The sequence below is a fragment of the Oribacterium sp. FC2011 genome (assembly GCF_000701645.1).
Classification (GTDB): Bacteria; Bacillota; Clostridia; order Lachnospirales; family Lachnospiraceae; genus Oribacterium.
Genome location: NZ_JNJM01000001.1, coordinates 277,408 through 293,537, shown reverse-complemented (window position 1 = coordinate 293,537; position 16,130 = coordinate 277,408). Strand labels below are relative to the sequence as shown.

Annotated in this window: 14 protein-coding genes and 1 pseudogene; 12 read left to right on the top strand and 3 right to left on the bottom strand. The window is 42.3% G+C overall.

Annotated features, from left to right (window positions below):
• Positions 1 to 6: 6 nt before the first annotated feature.
• A complete protein-coding gene (locus T357_RS0101235) occupies positions 7 to 555 on the bottom strand; it encodes a histidine phosphatase family protein (RefSeq protein ID WP_031547820.1) in 549 nt (182 codons plus the stop codon).
• Between the two features lie 252 nt (positions 556 to 807).
• Here T357_RS0101235 and T357_RS19830 point away from each other — a divergent pair, with 252 nt between their 5' ends.
• Genes T357_RS19830 through T357_RS0101220 form a run of 3 tightly spaced genes read left to right on the top strand, consistent with a single transcriptional unit; the run spans position 808 to position 4,264 of the window.
• The gene (locus T357_RS19830; protein WP_049962192.1) at positions 808 to 1,647 is read left to right on the top strand and encodes an SH3 domain-containing protein; all 840 of its coding nucleotides are present in this window, start codon (positions 808 to 810) and stop codon (positions 1,645 to 1,647) included.
• Positions 1,648 to 1,688: 41 nt separating this feature from the next.
• Positions 1,689 to 2,987, top strand: coding sequence for an STAS domain-containing protein (locus tag T357_RS19825; RefSeq protein ID WP_049962191.1), 1,299 nt, complete (start codon positions 1,689 to 1,691; stop codon positions 2,985 to 2,987).
• 35 nt (positions 2,988 to 3,022) lie between these two features.
• A complete protein-coding gene (locus T357_RS0101220) occupies positions 3,023 to 4,264 on the top strand; it encodes a metallophosphoesterase family protein (RefSeq protein WP_031547813.1) in 1,242 nt (413 codons plus the stop codon).
• Between the two features lie 35 nt (positions 4,265 to 4,299).
• Here the strand turns inward: T357_RS0101220 and treR are convergent, their stop codons facing one another.
• The gene (gene treR, locus T357_RS0101215; protein WP_031547811.1) at positions 4,300 to 5,025 is read right to left on the bottom strand and encodes a trehalose operon repressor; all 726 of its coding nucleotides are present in this window, start codon (positions 5,023 to 5,025) and stop codon (positions 4,300 to 4,302) included.
• A 267-nt stretch (positions 5,026 to 5,292) separates the two neighbouring features.
• Between treR and treP the strand changes: the two are divergent.
• From treP to T357_RS0101170, 9 genes and pseudogenes are all read left to right on the top strand, one after another.
• A pseudogene (treP, locus tag T357_RS0101210) lies at positions 5,293 to 6,693 on the top strand (PTS system trehalose-specific EIIBC component); the annotation flags it as partial.
• A 218-nt stretch (positions 6,694 to 6,911) separates the two neighbouring features.
• Positions 6,912 to 8,546 carry an alpha,alpha-phosphotrehalase gene (gene treC / locus T357_RS0101205; protein WP_031547807.1) on the top strand — a complete coding sequence of 545 codons (1,635 nt, stop codon included), beginning with the start codon at positions 6,912 to 6,914 and terminating at the stop codon, positions 8,544 to 8,546.
• A gap of 217 nt (positions 8,547 to 8,763) precedes the next feature.
• Positions 8,764 to 9,264, top strand: a complete 501-nt coding sequence (locus tag T357_RS0101200) for a hypothetical protein (protein ID WP_031547805.1) — start codon at positions 8,764 to 8,766, stop codon at positions 9,262 to 9,264.
• Position 9,265: 1 nt separating this feature from the next.
• Positions 9,266 to 10,441, top strand: a complete 1,176-nt coding sequence (locus T357_RS0101195; protein ID WP_031547803.1) for a DUF6765 family protein — start codon at positions 9,266 to 9,268, stop codon at positions 10,439 to 10,441.
• A gap of 46 nt (positions 10,442 to 10,487) precedes the next feature.
• Positions 10,488 to 11,024 (top strand): DUF308 domain-containing protein, encoded by a 537-nt coding sequence (locus T357_RS0101190; protein ID WP_081827991.1) that lies wholly within the window; start codon positions 10,488 to 10,490, stop codon positions 11,022 to 11,024.
• 146 nt (positions 11,025 to 11,170) lie between these two features.
• On the top strand, positions 11,171 to 12,184 hold the full coding sequence (locus T357_RS0101185; protein ID WP_031547799.1) for a Gfo/Idh/MocA family protein: 1,014 nt from the start codon (positions 11,171 to 11,173) through the stop codon (positions 12,182 to 12,184).
• Positions 12,181 to 12,801, top strand: coding sequence for an HAD-IA family hydrolase (locus T357_RS0101180; RefSeq protein WP_031547797.1), 621 nt, complete (start codon positions 12,181 to 12,183; stop codon positions 12,799 to 12,801). The genes T357_RS0101185 and T357_RS0101180 overlap by 4 nt, the downstream gene beginning before the upstream one ends.
• Positions 12,802 to 12,805: 4 nt before the next feature.
• Positions 12,806 to 13,960, top strand: coding sequence for an MFS transporter (locus T357_RS0101175; RefSeq protein ID WP_031547795.1), 1,155 nt, complete (start codon positions 12,806 to 12,808; stop codon positions 13,958 to 13,960).
• Positions 13,961 to 14,393: 433 nt separating this feature from the next.
• Positions 14,394 to 14,948 carry a hypothetical protein gene (locus tag T357_RS0101170; protein WP_031547788.1) on the top strand — a complete coding sequence of 185 codons (555 nt, stop codon included), beginning with the start codon at positions 14,394 to 14,396 and terminating at the stop codon, positions 14,946 to 14,948.
• Positions 14,949 to 15,001: 53 nt separating this feature from the next.
• Here T357_RS0101170 and T357_RS0101165 read toward each other — a convergent pair whose 3' ends face one another.
• Positions 15,002 to 15,847, bottom strand: a complete 846-nt coding sequence (locus T357_RS0101165) for a hypothetical protein (protein WP_155991179.1) — start codon at positions 15,845 to 15,847, stop codon at positions 15,002 to 15,004.
• Positions 15,848 to 16,130 lie beyond the last annotated feature (283 nt).

Here is a 16,130-nt window from a genome sequence, read left to right as displayed (position 1 = left end):
TAAGAATTAAAAAACAAATTCCTTCAGTTCAGCGTTTTTGATTCCGTAGGCTGCAAATTCTTCGTTTGTCATGTCTCTGAAGTAGGACATGATGAATCTTGAGATGCCGTTATGGGCAACAAGTAAATATACCTTGTCAGGCTCCTTCTTGATATCATCCAGAAGATTGTAGATTCTCTGGGCCATTCGGAACATGGATTCCCCGCCTTCATAGCTGTCAATGAAGTTTTGTTTTGCAAGCTTGAAGTCGCCACCGTCTCTCGGAGTTGATTCCCACTTACCAAAGTTCTGCTCTATAAGTCTTTGTTCCACCCGCATGGGGATGCCCGTTATCTTTGATATTTCTTCTGCCGTATCATAGGCCCTTGATAAAGGTGAAGTCAGTATCTCGTCGATATGAATCTTTCCGTTGTCAATGTCTTCCTTAATCTTCATAGCGGCCTCTTTTGCCTGTTCATGACCTTTATCTGTCAGCGGGCTGTCTGTGGCTCCGCAGATTTTATTTTCTACATTCCATACTGTCTGTCCGTGACGAACAAAATATAACTTTCCCATGCTGCACTCCTTTTTGATCCCATATTTGTTTAATCCATCTTATACCATAAACTCCATGAAGAAAACCTTACACTATGTTCACTCCATTTATATAATCCATAATTCAAGTCGACCTAACTATATATATCGCCTGAAGATTTATGGGTTTCCGGCGGCATATCAGTAAAAAATCATGTTCATCCGGTATCGGTCGATATAGAATTGTAAATGACGATGTACCGGCCTTGACATTTTGAAAGCGGGGTGCGACTTATGTTTTTTCGCAAACTGATCTTAGCTTTGATCGTATCCATATTCGTGATATCAGGTACTGTTTCGTACACCTACGAGATAGATTATTCACCGTACTATATAACATCGGACTATTGTGTTTCCCCGGGATACCTTCTCTACGTTGTTAATTGTGAGGTAAGCGTATCACTGAGATATTCTCCGGCTATGAATGCGGATGTTATAACTCAGGTTCCGCTATACTCACCCGTTCAGTATCTTGGTAATGCCAGAAACGGTTATCTTTATGTTGATTACAATGGGATGATAGGTTACATTCTTGCGGCATACCTGGATTACAGGGAACCGCATACTGAAGTCGGACATTTTGGGACCATTGCCAATGTCAATGAATCTGCAAGTCTTCGCAGTCTTCCCACAGCTGCTTCTCCGGCATACACACAGATGCCGAAAGGAGCCACGGTTACGGAAATATCTGACATAAATGATGGCTTTTATAAAGTTACCTATAACGGCATGAAGGGATATGTCATGAAATCCCTGGTTCAGCTTTATACTGATTCGTCACAGAAGGTTTACGGCACCTACTATAACCAGAGCCTTATGGAGTTTATAGACATTACTCCAAACGATCCCACTTCCATAACGGTGGAGTTTTATGATTATACGCCCACAGGAGAACGGAACCCGTCATATATGAAGGTGAATTATGTGATGGTAAATAACAATACATGGAGCTCTGTCGCAGCCGATTATGGTAAGTTCAGCCTGGATGCCGGAGCACAGGTCATATGTTATGACGGTTTAAATACCATAGCATTTGTACCTTACGGATATTCACCGGTTTATTACTACAGGTGAAAAACCGGGAAGCAAAAACATATATTTATAAAGGAGCTTTTATGTCAAACGAAAAAGAATTAAATATCGCAGTGAATCCAACATCCAACACAGCCATCACGACACTGATTCTGCTGGCCAATGCAGGATATGATAAAGCATTAGCCATACTTGAAAAAATGGGTGTTGAAAAAGAAAAGATCTTTCATGATGTTGACAAGGAGGATATGATAAACCGTCCGTCGGATATCGTGAGAGAGCTTCGTTATGTGGCATTGAACAGAACTATTGAGGAGTGCGGATACGGGACGCTGCTGGATCTGCCCTGCGGTTATACGCCCAAGGTGTTTGAATTCACCGAAAAGGGTATGAATTATATCGGTTGTGACCTTCCTGCGGTTATCAATGATTTTGCTCCGATAATCTATTCCATGACTGATGAGGATCAGAAAAAGAAGATTGATTTTCAGATTGTTGACGTAACAAATTATGAAAGCCTGAAGGCTGCGGCAGATAAAGCCGATGGTCCTGTTTGCATAGCGACAGAGGGACTTACAGTTTATCTGACCCCGGATGAAAAGCTTCTGCTCAGAAAAAACATCCGCCGTATTCTTTCCGAAAAGGGCGGCTGCTGGCTGAGTGCGGACGTAGAGACAATGGAATACTACATGGCTGTTTTCAGGGCGGTTGCAGGTGATGATAAAGCATATGACCTGCTGGCTGCCGCAAGAAGAGGTTTCAGCGGCCAGTCTGATACAAGTATCCATAAAAATGCATCCGACGTTTTTGCCGGAAAGGTAAAAGAAAGAGCCGGATTTTCAAAAGTGGATTATGAAAAGATCGAAGCCCTTGCCAAAGCTGAAGGTCTTTTGGTGGAAAAGATTCCATACTATCGGGATGATTTTGAGCTGCATCTTTTTGACAGTATGTCATCTGATGAGATTGAAAAGCTTCGTGAAAACATGAAGCATGTAAATATCTGGAAATACACTCTGGATCCTGAATATAAGGAAAAGGAGAGCAGCGGAAGCTCCGGCGCTGTTCAGTCAGATAAAGATCTCCCGTTTAAGGTTGAAAGTGAACTTAAGGATGGTGTGCTTAATGTAAACATTCAGGGACGAATGGATACCATCACAGCTCCGGAGCTTTTAAAGAAGTTTAAGGAGTCTGAAGGAAAGATCACTGCAATAAATGTGGATGTAAGCCACATGCCTTATGTTTCATCCGCAGGTCTGCGTGTCCTTTTGATGATGTATAAGTCATTGGAGGATAAGGATAAGTTTGAAATGACGGGTGTAAGTAAGGAGGTAAGGGAAATTTTTGAAACCACCGGCTTTGACCAGTTCTTTATGAAGGATTGAGAAGCTGAAGAACTGATATGTCAGGAGTAAGGCTTATGAGAACACTTTCAGAATCACTGTTAATTATCTTTTTGACCGTTATTCTTACGGGGTGTTCTTCCTTTGCAAAAAAATCTCCGGAAGGGTCTTATGCTACCAATGTTTCTGACGGGATAGTGGTCACGGACTCTGTGAAAGCTGACCCCGTATGGTCTGATCCGGAGGTACTTCACACGCTTATCATTTCGGATATCCATTATACTGAGAGGGAGAGTGCGGATCACCTTAATGTTCCGGGTATCGCTCTTTCAAAGGAGTTTACAGATGCCATAGTGGAAGAAGTGATCGCGAAAAATCCCGATGTATTCATCGTGACAGGTGATAATACAAACAGCGGGGCATCAGAGGATGTGATCGGGCTTACAGCCAGGCTTAAAAGGATAAAGGATGCAGGAATTCCGCTTGTTATCACCACCGGTAATCACGATTTTGACCTTATGGATGAAAAAGAATATGAGAAGGCCTATTTCGGGCTTCTTGATCCGGTTGACAGAGATCCGGCGTCACTAAGTTACACCTATATATCAAAGGATGTGGTGTTTCTTGCCATGGATGACAAAGCCTTATCCCGTGGCGCACAGAGCGAATTTTCTCCTGAAACCATGAGCTGGCTGCGGGAGATGCTGGAAAAATATAAAGGGAAAAGAATCATCTTCCTTTCACATCACAATGTTTTGTATAACTCCTCCGGAAAAGAAACCGCCACCAATATCATCCATAACGATGACCTGGCTGAGACATTGATAAAAGGCGGAGTAAAGCTCTGTATAACAGGACATATGCATTCCCAGTATATCCTGGAGAAGGACGGTCTTTGGGAAGTGCTGAGTGGCATGCCCTTTTCAGGGAAACATCTTATGGGGAATCTGGCAGTAGGAAAGGACAGGATCCTTTACTATGCGGAGCCTCTGGAGCTTGATGCTTATGGAAAAGATGTGTCAGAAAAGCTTCGCCCTTTGGAAGAGGAACGGGATCTCTATATGGACAAGGTTTTCTCGGAGCTTTTAGACAGTGAAGGTCTGAAGGGGCAGAAAAAGGACGGGGTCAAGGAACTGATATTCCGGTTTTTTGATTACTATGAAGAAGGTTCCCTGGCTGATCACCGCCCGGAGATAATGGAGGATCCGAACTATAAAGCCATGCTGGACGCATTGTGGGATCACAATTACGGCCCATGGATGAAGGAGATGGCAGAAAACACGAAATACAGCGGAAGGCAACTGGAAATCAACCTGTGAAAACATCCATCAGGATGTTTTCACAAGCAAATTGCTTATCGTACCCGTCTTGTGGCATTGTCCTGGAAACTGAAATAGTCCGGTCTGTGACGGGACTGGGTATACTCGAACATGATACCGTCGCTGTTGTAGGTCTGGCTGGTTACTACGGCAAGACAGTTGTAATCCCCAAGCTCCAGATATTTCTCATCAATCTCCGTCATCTTCTCAACGGTAAATACACGCTTACTGGTGATGATAGACATGTTGAGAGTGTTTTCGATATAGTCATAGATTGAGCTCTCGGCGATTTCTTTTGTCAGGTTGGGAACCAGATCTTTCAGGAAATAATTGTGATTAAGAATAAGAGCCTTATTATCAAGGTAATGAACACGCTGGAGATAATACAGGTTTGAACCGGGTTCAAAACCTGTCCGGCGTGCTATATTTTTATCAGCCACCAGCTCTGTCAGATATATCACCCTGGTTTTGGGTTTTTTACCGTTTCTTAGTGCCGATTCACGAAAGCTTTCGATATTACCGATGGCAAAAGAGTTCTGCTGTGTCGGCTGGTAGATATTACGCACGCCCTTTCCCTGCATCGTTTGTACATATCCATCCGTAACAAGGTTACCTATAGCGCGTCTTATGGTATTTCTCGAGCAGTCGTAGTGCTCTATCAACTGGTGTTCTGAAGGAAGCAGTTCCTGGAATTCATATTCCCCGGTTTCGATTTTATTCTTTAAATCCTGATATATATCAGAATATCTGGACTTTGGCATATCAATATTACTCCTCGCTTGTTTAAACATCTCGAATTATTATAGCTTATTATACAATCACAGTAAACATTCATGACACCTGTATTTCTTATTAATTCAATAGCACAGTAACAGTTCAGCCGGCTCTTCATGTGCTATGTCTGAACTGTTACTTAGTCAGAAAACTTGTTTAAACAACCTGCGGAATTTTTGTTGACATGTTTAAACAAGTGTGTTATAAATTTCTCAGAACTTGTTCAAACAAGATGATTTTAAACGGAGGTCGTTATGGGTAAGTATGCGGAGGACGCAAAGGAGCTTTTAAAGCTCGTAGGTGGAAAAGAGAATATTGCAGCGGTATCACATTGTGTTACCAGAATGAGATTTGTTCTTAATGATCCGGCAAAGGCAGATGTTCCGGGTATAGAGCAGCTCAAATCGGTAAAGGGAAGCTTTACACAGTCAGGACAGTTTCAGGTGATCATCGGAACAACGGTGGGGGATTTTTACAATGATTTCATCGCGGTATCAGGCATCGAAGGTGTGTCAAAGGATGCGGTTAAGAGTGCTGCAAAGCAGAATCAGAATGCACTTCAGAGAATGATAACAGCTCTGGCAGAGGTATTTGCACCACTCATCCCGGCCATCATCACAGGAGGTCTGATCCTCGGTTTCAGAAACTGCATTGACAGTCTGTACCTTTTCGAAAACGGAACCAAAACCTTATGTGACATCAGTGTATTCTGGGCGGGAATAGACAGTTTCCTGTGGCTTATTGGTGAAGCGGTATTTCATATGCTTCCTGTTGGTATCTGCTGGTCAGTTACAAAGAAAATGGGAACCACACAGATTCTCGGTATCATTCTGGGTCTCACACTTGTATCAGGACAGCTTTTAAATGCCTATGCTGTTGCAGGCGCTACTGAGATTCCGGCATGGAATTTCGGTTTCTTCAAAGTAAACATGATAGGCTATCAGGCTCAGGTTATACCGGCAATGCTTGCGGCATTTACATTGGCATACCTTGAAAAATTCTTCAGAAAGATCACTCCTGCGGTTGTTTCAATGATAGTTGTTCCATTCTGCAGTCTGCTTTTATCGGTTATTGCAGCACACTTTGTTCTGGGACCTATCGGCTGGAAGATCGGCTCAGCAATTTCAGCGGTTGTGTATGCAGGTATCACAGGCTCAATGAAGGTTATCTTTGGCGGAATCTTCGGTTTCATTTATGCACCACTGGTTATCACCGGACTTCATCATATGTCCAATGCCATCGACCTTCAGCTCATCGCTGACTATGGCGGAACCATGCTTTGGCCGATGATCGCTCTTTCAAATATCGCACAGGGTTCAGCAGTCCTTGGAATGATCTTCTTACAGAAGAAGGATCCGGAGGCTCAGGAGGTTAATGTTCCTTCATGCATCTCCTGCTATCTCGGCGTAACAGAGCCTGCTATGTTCGGAGTAAACTTAAAGCATGTTTATCCTTTCGTATGCGGAATGATCGGTTCGGCATGTGCCGCTGTAATCTGCGTGGCAACAGGAACAACAGCCAACGCCATCGGTGTAGGCGGCCTTCCCGGAATCCTTTCAATCCAGCCTCAGCACATGGCAAGCTTCGCAATCTGTACACTTGTTGCTGTAGCAGTTCCGTTCCTTCTCACTGTTGCGGTAGGTAAAAAAAGAGGAACCGTAAAGGTTATGAAGCCGGCGGTAAGCGTTTGAAACAGGTATAAGAGTTTGAAAGTAAGCATTGAAATCTGAAATGTGGGTCGGCAGCAGTCAGGATTAATCTGGCAGCTGTCTGATCCTCCAAATGAGTTTGACAGTAAACTTTTGAGATTATTTGGAGGGTGAGATTCGAGTTCGGATTAATTCGGCTCGTGCCTGACCCATGGAGGAAAGTTATGAAGAATTTTAGTAAGAGTACGATTTATCAGATATATCCGAAGTCTTTCTGTGACAGCAACGGCGACGGAGTCGGTGACATAAGGGGAATCATCGAAAAGCTTGATTACATCCGTAGTCTCGGGGTGGATTATATCTGGAGTACACCTTTCTTTAAATCACCCATGAATGACAATGGGTACGATATAGAGGATTATCTTGACATTAATCCTATGTTTGGAAATATGGAGGATGTAACTGAGCTTATTACGGAAGCCGGAAAACGAGGATTGGGGATCATATTTGATATGGTCTTCAACCACACCTCTACAGAACACGAGTGGTTTAAACGTGCCCTCGCCGGTGAAGAGAAGTATATGAACTACTATATTTTCCGTGATGGTAATGCTGACGAACCACCTACGAACTGGCAGTCAAAGTTCGGCGGCAGTGCCTGGGAATATGTTCCTTCTCTCGGAAAATGGTATCTTCATCTTTTTGATGTAACACAGGCAGATCTTAACTGGGATAATCCGGAAGTAAGGAACGAGTTAAAGAAGGTCATCCTTTTCTGGAAGGACAAGGGAGTCAGGGGATTCAGATTTGACGTAGTAAATCTCATATCAAAGCCGGAGATATTCCGGGATGATGAGGAAGGTGACGGACGAAGATTCTATACTGACGGACCACATGTACATGAATATCTGAAGGAGCTTGTGGCGGATACGGGTATAGAGGACATGCTGACGGTAGGGGAAATGTCTTCAACTTGCATCGATCACTGCATCAGATACACGGATCCCGGAGAAAAGGAACTCTCCATGTGCTTCAACTTTCATCATTTGAAAATAGATTACAAGGATGGAGAAAAATGGGAGCTTCAGAGGCCGGATTACGATAAGCTGAAGGATATATTCCGTGAGTGGCAGCTCAGGATGCAGGAAAAAAACGGATGGAATGCTGTTTTCTGGTGCAATCACGACCAGCCGAGAGTAGTCTCAAGACTTGGGGATGAACATAAATATTGGAAAGAGTCAGCAAAGATGCTTGCCTGCAGCATACATATGCTTCGCGGAACACCTTATATATATCAGGGTGAAGAAATCGGCATGATGAATCCGCATTTCGATAAAATAGAGGATTATCGGGATGTGGAGAGCATTAACTACTATAAGATACTTCGGGAAAGTGGAAAAAGCAAAGAAGAGGCACTTCATATTTTAGGAGAACGTTCAAGAGATAATTCCAGGACGCCCATGCAGTGGGATAACACTAAGTATGCGGGCTTTTCCGAGGCGGAACCCTGGATAAGTCTTCCGGAGGATCGTGAGGGTGTTAATGTTTACGACCAGGAAGCGGATGAAGATTCTGTTCTTAACTTTTACAGAAAGCTTGTAAAGCTCAGGAAGGAATATGAGGTCATCCGGGACGGCAGTATCGAATTTATCTTCGATTCTGTAAAAGAGATTCTGGCCTATAAGAGAGTCGGAGAGGATGGAGACATCCTAGTGCTCAACAATATGTCAAAAGATGAAGTGAGTCTGCCTCAAAGTATAGATATGACAGGCAGGAAAATCCTGCTCTCAAACTATGACGAAAGCCGGATTTCAGGTATTGATGTCTTAAGACCATATGAGTGTATTGTGATTCAGTAAATGTTTTTTATTCAAAAAAGGAGGGGCTGTTCTGTTTTCGGAACAGCTCCTCCGGCTTTGTTATTTGAGAGAATTTTGTAACCTGTAGCTTTTGAAGCTTTGTCACAGGACTTGAAACCATATTAAGCCCATTTATATAATTCATTAATCCAGTCGATTTTTAATTAGAATCAGTTAGTCAGAAAACTTCCTGATTCTAGGAGGTATAAGATACACCATGGATGAAGAAACAAAAGTAAAGTTAAGAAGATACCGAAAAAATATAGAGCTGAACGGGAAGGCAATGCTCCTGGTGGGGTGTTGGACAGTGTTGAAGTATTTCATGATCATATGCTTTGGTGACAAAACCATCATGGATTTAATGCGTGTCACTGAAGAAGAACTGGAAGAGTATGGGGCTTTTTTAACCGTGACCTTTTTTCTGATCATGGGGATCATAGTCCTTATGTATGTATATCTGGGAAGAAGAGCCATAAGATATGCCAGTGGAAAGAGTAAAAGGCTTTTCTTTTTAGTATTTGCGGCATTGTTTTTTATTCTGACAGTACTCGGGCTTCCGGGATACTTTATTGAAATCAAAGAGGATCTTACACAGATAGATACTATATTGGCAGCGTTGTTTGTAGACATTACCACCTGCTTTGCACTGGGGGATATGATATATGCTGCGATTCAGATAAAGAGGCTTTCCAAAGGCACAGTTTTGAGTGAGGTGTGATATGCAGGAAGATTTTCATTATTATGCAACCTACTGTGCTGCGTTCCTTGCAGGTTTCGATCATGAAGAATGTTTAGATATCTGCTACAGTGCCCAGTTCGTGGATCTTTGTTCAAGGACACTTCTTTTAAAGATCGGCGCACCTCAGAATGCGGCAACCACGCAATTACAGCTTGAGATGATGGATGCAAGTACAGACGTATTGGGTCTTCAGGATATAACCAGAATCTGGGCATCCTTCCATTTTCTGCCCAGGGATCTTTATGCGGAAAAAGCAAAGCGGACCAAAAGGTACATGGACAGGTACAGACTGATCTGCGGCCCCAACGGGGAGCTTTTGAAAAAGACTGTGGAGCTTGCCAAGGGGCATGGACTTCAGCATGCGGGTATAGCCATGCATGTTCTGGCAGACACCTGGGCTCACAGTAATTTTGCGGGGACTCCGACTCTTGTGATCAACAATACAGATGAGCATTTCTATGAGTTTCGTGAGGCAGCAGGAGGCGAGGCAAATGGTAATGCCAGTACGGATTTAGATTCTGATTCAGAGGGAACCTGGGTAAAAGTCAGGTTCAGACATAGTCCCTCGGAGCCTGATGATGTTGAAAAGGGATTGTATTCCAACAGTCTTTTCCAGGGGAATGAAGTGTCCATCATGAACCTGGGACATGGAAGAGCAGGACATTTTCCTGATTATTCTTTTGCAAAGTATAAGTATCTTCCTGCCTGGGGAGACTATCATGAGCTTATAAAAGATAACCCCTCTGATTACCGTAAGGCCTTTTCCCAGATGGTATATGCCATGAAATTCCTGAAAGGAAGCATTGACCTATTTGAAACGGAACGGTATGAGGAAGAGGTACTGGAAAAGTACGGAGAAAGGATCGACAGGATCCTGAGGAAGCGTCAGATCAATGCCTGCTCCGACTGGAAGGAGTTTGGAGAGGAGCTTTCAGGGCAGGAGATCCCTGATTTTGACGTTGAAAAATACCAGGATGAGTACATTAAAGCCGATAAGGGCGAAAAAGAAAATACCTTTATAGGAAGATTCATAAAAGGCGCCCTGGCTCAAAAGGGTATGGTTACAGGTGAGATATTTAAATCCGGAAATATGATTGCAGGATTCTCGAAGACTATTCAACAGGGAAAAGGTCTACTGCGGTTTTTTAACAAATAAAAGTCAGAAATAAACGGCGAAAGCATGCGTTTATAGAGGTGATTTTATGACGAAGTTTCAAAGGCTGAAAAGAATATTGTTTGGAATCCTAATGATCTTAGTGGCCGGAGTCATGGTGGAATTTGCCAATGATGCCTATATGGTCATTCTGGTCTTCATAGGATGGGGCTTTATGGTCTCCGGGATTGGTTCGATGTTTTATTATTTTACCATGGCCAGGTTTATGGTGGGAGGCAGAAGAGCCCTTTATATCGGTGTGATACTGATGGATTTCGGTATCATTACCATGTCTCTAAGTGATGTGCCGGGAATGTATGTGCTGTTGTATCTTGCCATATTGCATGCCTTCGCCGGAGTGATCGAGATACTCCGGGCCCGTGAGACCATGAAAAACGGATCGAAGCATTTTAAGCTGAAGCTAAGCCATGGGATCATAGATGTACTTTTAGCTATTTGCTGTATCGTATTTATAAAGAATACGAAGATTGCCGTGTTTATCTACAGTTTCGGACTTTTATATTCGGGAATAATGTATGTGATATCCGGTTTCAGAAGAACCGCGATGCTGCAATATATTCCGTAAAAAAGGTAGTAAGTACTCTCACCGGAAAGAGTACTTACTATTTTTTTGAAGTTGATATATACCTTTTAACTACTGATGTTTTGCTGATGTTTTTGATATAATTAAGTAGTACTGAATGGTTCGTGAATTTATAAAAGGAGAAGTATATGCGGCTTGGAATACTGGGAACAGGAATGATCGTCAAAGATATGCTGACCGGGATAAAAGACCTTGATTTTGATGCTGTCTATATTCTCGGTACGGAAGAAACCCGGGAGGAAACTGAGGAACTTAGGGAAAAGTATTCTTTGGACAAAAGCTTTTATGATTACGATGAGCTTTTAATGAGCGATATTGATACAGTATATGTTGCTTTACCGAATCATCTTCACTATTCCTTTGCAAAGAAAGCCCTGGTGGCTCATAAAAATGTGATAGTAGAAAAGCCTGCCACGGCAAATCTATTTGAACTTATGGATCTTAAGGAGATGTCAGAGAAGGAAGATCTGATTCTTATAGAAGCTTCTACCGTGAATTATTTTCCTGTAGTACTGGAATTGAGAAAGCATATGGATAAGGTCGGAAATATCCATATTGCATCCATAAATTTTTCACAGTATTCCTCCAGATATGACAAGTTCATGAATGGAGAGGTGCTTCCTGTTTTTGATCCGAAAAAGGCAGGCGGATCTCTTATGGATCTTAATGTTTACAATATTAACTTTATGGTGGGTCTTTTCGGTAAGCCGGTATTTATACATTATTTCGCAAATGTGGATCGCGGCATAGACACAAGCGGAATACTTGTCATGGATTACGGGACCTTCAAGGCTTCCTGTATAGCCGCAAAGGACTGTAAATCTCCGGCACATGTCATGCTGCAGGGTGATAAGGGATATATTTATTCCAATGACACCATGAATAAGGCAAGTAAATTCACCATTGTTTTAAACGACGGAACCACTACCGAGCTTGAATTCAATAACGGAAAGCACAGGCTGTTTTATGAATTCAGCGAATTTATCCGTATGGTGAATGAACATGATACAGCTTCGGCTTCAAAGATGCTCGCCATAAGTGTGACTATATCGGAGATCATGGAGGAAGCCCGCTGGAAGGAACGTATTATTTTCGGAAATGATAAGCTTATAGCGACCGGTTTGCAGGGAGGCATCGAATGAAAAGGATAACTGAATATAAGAACATCGTGTTTGATATGGGCGGCGTACTGGTGGATTATACGGCGGATAATGCCACAAAGCATTTTACCGATGATCCTGAGATCATAAAGGAAATCCACAATGTGATGTTTTACTCCCAGGAGTGGCTTGCTCTTGATCTTGGGTCCATGACCGACGAAAAGGACATCTCCAGAATACTTCCGAGACTTTCTTCCGATAAAGTAAGGGAGATTGCAAAAACAACCTTTGAACACTGGCATGAGTACAACAATGTTGCCCGTGAAGGTATGGCTGAAATAGTGGAAGCCCTGAAAAAGCGTGGTCAGAAAGTATATATCCTTTCAAATGTCAGCAGACGTCTGACAGATACTTACAAGGACGTGGTACCTGCTCCGGAGTCCTATGACGGTGCATTCTTCTCCGGTGAAGTACTGGCTCTGAAACCGCAGCCTATCATTTATCAGATGTTTTTTGAGCGTTTTTCCCTGAATCCGTCGGAATGCTTTTTCATTGATGATTTAGAGGATAATGTTAATGCCTCCATAAAAAGCGGTATGGATGCATGGTGCTTCGATACCGCAGATAATGAAGACCTGAAGAGAATTCTGGAGATTTGAGATCATGCCGGATGAGAGAAAAGAGAATATAAGATATTCTGCTTTGGTCGGACTTCATACCATGACCATGTGTGTGGGATTCAATTTCGTTACTTATTATCTGTCAGGTTCAGGGTTAAAGGAAAGTTACATAGGAACTGTTGTGTCTGTAAGCTGCCTTTTGGCGGTGATCATACAGCAGATCAGCGGCAGGCTGGTGGATTCCGGGAAAGCAGACGGAAAAAAACTGCTGAAGACCATAGCGCTTTTGGAAGCAATAAGCGGATTTCTGCTGTTTTTCGTGAAGCCGGTTTTTATTTCAGCCGTGCTTTTCGGAATTCTTCTGGCAGTCACTCTCATTATGGCTCCATTGATAAATTCCTTCAGCTTTTATTACAAGAGTTCGGGAATCTCAGTAAACTACGGAATAGCCCGTGGAGTCGGATCCCTGTGTTTTTCCGGTATATCCATGCTTCTTGGATATATGACAGTACATTCGGGAAGAGAGGTTGTTCCCCTTACATATGGATTAATCGGGTTATCCATATTCTTTACTGCGGTTTCCATGCCGGTTCTAAATGTAAATAGAGCAGTAGAGTCGGAACCGGAGAAAAAGAAACCTATGCGGTTTTCGGATTATCCGGGATTTATATGGATGCTCGTTGGACTTAGTCTGGTAATGCTTTTTCATAACATGGTGATGACTTACTTCATCCATGTTATAGAGCGTATCGGAGGTGACAGCGGAAATCTGGGAATGGCCATAGGAATTGCTGCCATAGTGGAGATTCCTGTACTCTTTCTTTACACAAAGGTAAAGGGTAACCGTCCTTCATCCGTTTTTCTTACTATTTCGGGAATGGCATTTCTTGCAAAAGCAGTACTTTTCATCTTCGCAAGAACCATCCTGATGATATATCTCATACAGTGTCTCCAGTGTCTGGCTTACGGTCTTATGGCTGCCTCCAGAGTCTATTATGTAGATGAGTTAATGGGCGAAAAATATGAAGCTACAGGGCAGGCATATATCTCTGCCACGGAGACCCTGGGACTGGTCCTTGGAAGTGCCATAGGAGGAATCATAATGCAGAACTACGGAACAGGGTTACTGCTCACCTCCGGAGCTGTGTTCTGTGCCATTGGAGCAGCGCTCATGTTGATATCCAATATTCGAAGATGATCTACTGTCCGCAGTGCTACGGTATGTAGCCGAAAAATGGCGGAAGGTTTTTGTTTGATCAAAAATGAATCAACAAAAAAGTAGTGCAACAAAAGTGATCTTTTGTTGCACTACTTTTTTATTTTAACAAGGCGTTAGTCGGAAAAAGGGTAGGTAAGCAGTTTAGTAAATACGTAAAGGACCATTTTAATACTCCTCGGTAAAGCTGGTGACACGTAAGGTAGCAGACAAAAACAATCTGCGTGTCTAAACAGGCCTGCTTTGGGCGTGACCAAAGAATAGACTTTCTACAGTTTTTGGGGAAAGACATTATTCATAAAGTACTAATATATAGTTACAGACGATAAATCAAATAACACAGAGTAGATTTTTCGTTCCTGTCATAGCTTGTTGTAATCCCAAAATGAAATGTTTTTAAGTTTAGGAGGAAAAAATGGATATTATAAAATGGATTGGAATTGCTGTATTAATGTTGATTATTGATGGGTTTATGAAAGACTATTTAGTAGTAGTTGCGGGTATTTTTATCTTTGTTCTTTTTTCTTGTTATGGTTTGACAGAATATGGTAATAGTACAGATATTTTGAGGTGTATGGGTATTGGATTCATCATTGCTTTCATAGTTACAATTGTCCTGGCTAGGTTTATAGCAAATAAAGATATAGATAGAATAAATGATAAAAGGGCAGATGCCTGGGATATTTATCGTCGTATAGCAATAATTGTTACTTCCGGGTTAGGATTAGTAATGCCTTTTTTAGTAAGTTCGTTAGGGTTGATTGCTAAATTGATATGGGCAATTAACACCGAAGGTTTACATCGTTTTTATCCTGATACTATTGATGGTTACGATACAAGTGGAGAACCGGTTACAGGAGATTATTATGCCACTATGTGCGGTACTCCTGATTGTGTACATATGGAAAGAATTTCCGTATGCAAAAATTGCTCAAGAAGACATACGAATGGTTGTTACGGATGGCGATAGGTTACAATAAAAAATAAGCAGGGGAAAGAACTTCCCCTGCTTGATTCTAATTATCAGAAGCTTCCGCCCATATTTTCAAATGTGTCTATAACAACTACACAGTCCTCAGTCACTCTCTGCATAACAAGCTTCATGATGTTTTCAGGAAGTGCAACACATCCGCCTGTATATGGTTTCAGAGGTCCGAAGCAGTGAAGGAATATAGCTGAGCCTCTTCCCGGTGTACCCTCTTCGTTGAAGCTGATATTGAGGCAGTACTGGTACTGATACTCGTAATCCGTAATATGTTCGCTGTTATCCTTGACAAGATCAGGATAGTCCTTTATGTCTACCATTTCGTTATAATGCATACCTTCACGGTCGTCACCGGACCACCAGGTATCATCGGTTACCTTAACGTATGGAATCTGACATCCCGGATCATCTGCGATTCCAAAGGCTTTATTGAAGTGGTATGTGCCGATAGGAGTCTGAGCGCATCCCTCCTTGTGATCTTCATCAGGGCAGAGACCGTTAAGCCCTACAAAACCCGGAGTTGAAAGAATCTGTACCCAGTTTCCATCCTTATCTCTCTCATGCATTGAAACAGTGGCTGTTGTCTTATCCATGCCCATTCCGGCAACAACAAAAAGCTGTTTTGTATTCTCGTCTTTTGCAGCAGGCAGGTTCGTTACCCATTCAGGAGAAGCCTGTTCTTTCTGGATGGATGCGTGGATTTCAACAGAGGTCTTTGCATCCAGAGCAACCGAAGCAGAGCTTCCATCTTCTACAGCAGTGGTCTTTTCATTGGTTTCTGCAGCAGTGGTTTCTGAAGTGCCTGCAGTCGGAATTTCACTGGCTCCGCAGCCCGCAAGAATCAGACACAGAGCAGATGCTAAAAGAATAGATTTTTTCATCATGATAATCCCCCTTATAAAACTAATGATTTTGTATTTCGTCATTCTTTCCGTGATGTGAACTCACACTGCCTCAGCACAAGCATAAATTATGATTCAATCACAGGATGAGATGCCCGATGTAAGTATTTTACCACATTTGATGCAGATACTATTGATTTATGTAATAAAACTATTTAAAAATCTTTCAATACTAAACGGAAACTTTAAGGTTTACGTACATATGTTATATATAGAGGCCATTAAGCGATATAATCATTATCAACAGTTTGGAAGCTGTAATTAT

Bases quoted from the DNA above. Each gene is read 5' to 3' on its own strand.
- T357_RS0101235 (WP_031547820.1), bottom strand. From the start codon at position 555: ATGGGAAAGTTATATTTTGTTCGTCACGGACAGACAGTATGGAATGTA.
- T357_RS19830 (WP_049962192.1), top strand. From the start codon at position 808: ATGTTTTTTCGCAAACTGATCTTAGCTTTGATCGTATCCATATTCGTG.
- T357_RS19825 (WP_049962191.1), top strand. From the start codon at position 1,689: ATGTCAAACGAAAAAGAATTAAATATCGCAGTGAATCCAACATCCAAC.
- T357_RS0101220 (WP_031547813.1), top strand. From the start codon at position 3,023: ATGAGAACACTTTCAGAATCACTGTTAATTATCTTTTTGACCGTTATT.
- treR (WP_031547811.1), bottom strand. From the start codon at position 5,025: ATGCCAAAGTCCAGATATTCTGATATATATCAGGATTTAAAGAATAAA.
- treC (WP_031547807.1), top strand. From the start codon at position 6,912: ATGAAGAATTTTAGTAAGAGTACGATTTATCAGATATATCCGAAGTCT.
- T357_RS0101200 (WP_031547805.1), top strand. From the start codon at position 8,764: ATGGATGAAGAAACAAAAGTAAAGTTAAGAAGATACCGAAAAAATATA.
- T357_RS0101195 (WP_031547803.1), top strand. From the start codon at position 9,266: ATGCAGGAAGATTTTCATTATTATGCAACCTACTGTGCTGCGTTCCTT.
- T357_RS0101190 (WP_081827991.1), top strand. From the start codon at position 10,488: ATGACGAAGTTTCAAAGGCTGAAAAGAATATTGTTTGGAATCCTAATG.
- T357_RS0101185 (WP_031547799.1), top strand. From the start codon at position 11,171: ATGCGGCTTGGAATACTGGGAACAGGAATGATCGTCAAAGATATGCTG.
- T357_RS0101180 (WP_031547797.1), top strand. From the start codon at position 12,181: ATGAAAAGGATAACTGAATATAAGAACATCGTGTTTGATATGGGCGGC.
- T357_RS0101175 (WP_031547795.1), top strand. From the start codon at position 12,806: ATGCCGGATGAGAGAAAAGAGAATATAAGATATTCTGCTTTGGTCGGA.
- T357_RS0101170 (WP_031547788.1), top strand. From the start codon at position 14,394: ATGGATATTATAAAATGGATTGGAATTGCTGTATTAATGTTGATTATT.
- T357_RS0101165 (WP_155991179.1), bottom strand. From the start codon at position 15,847: ATGATGAAAAAATCTATTCTTTTAGCATCTGCTCTGTGTCTGATTCTT.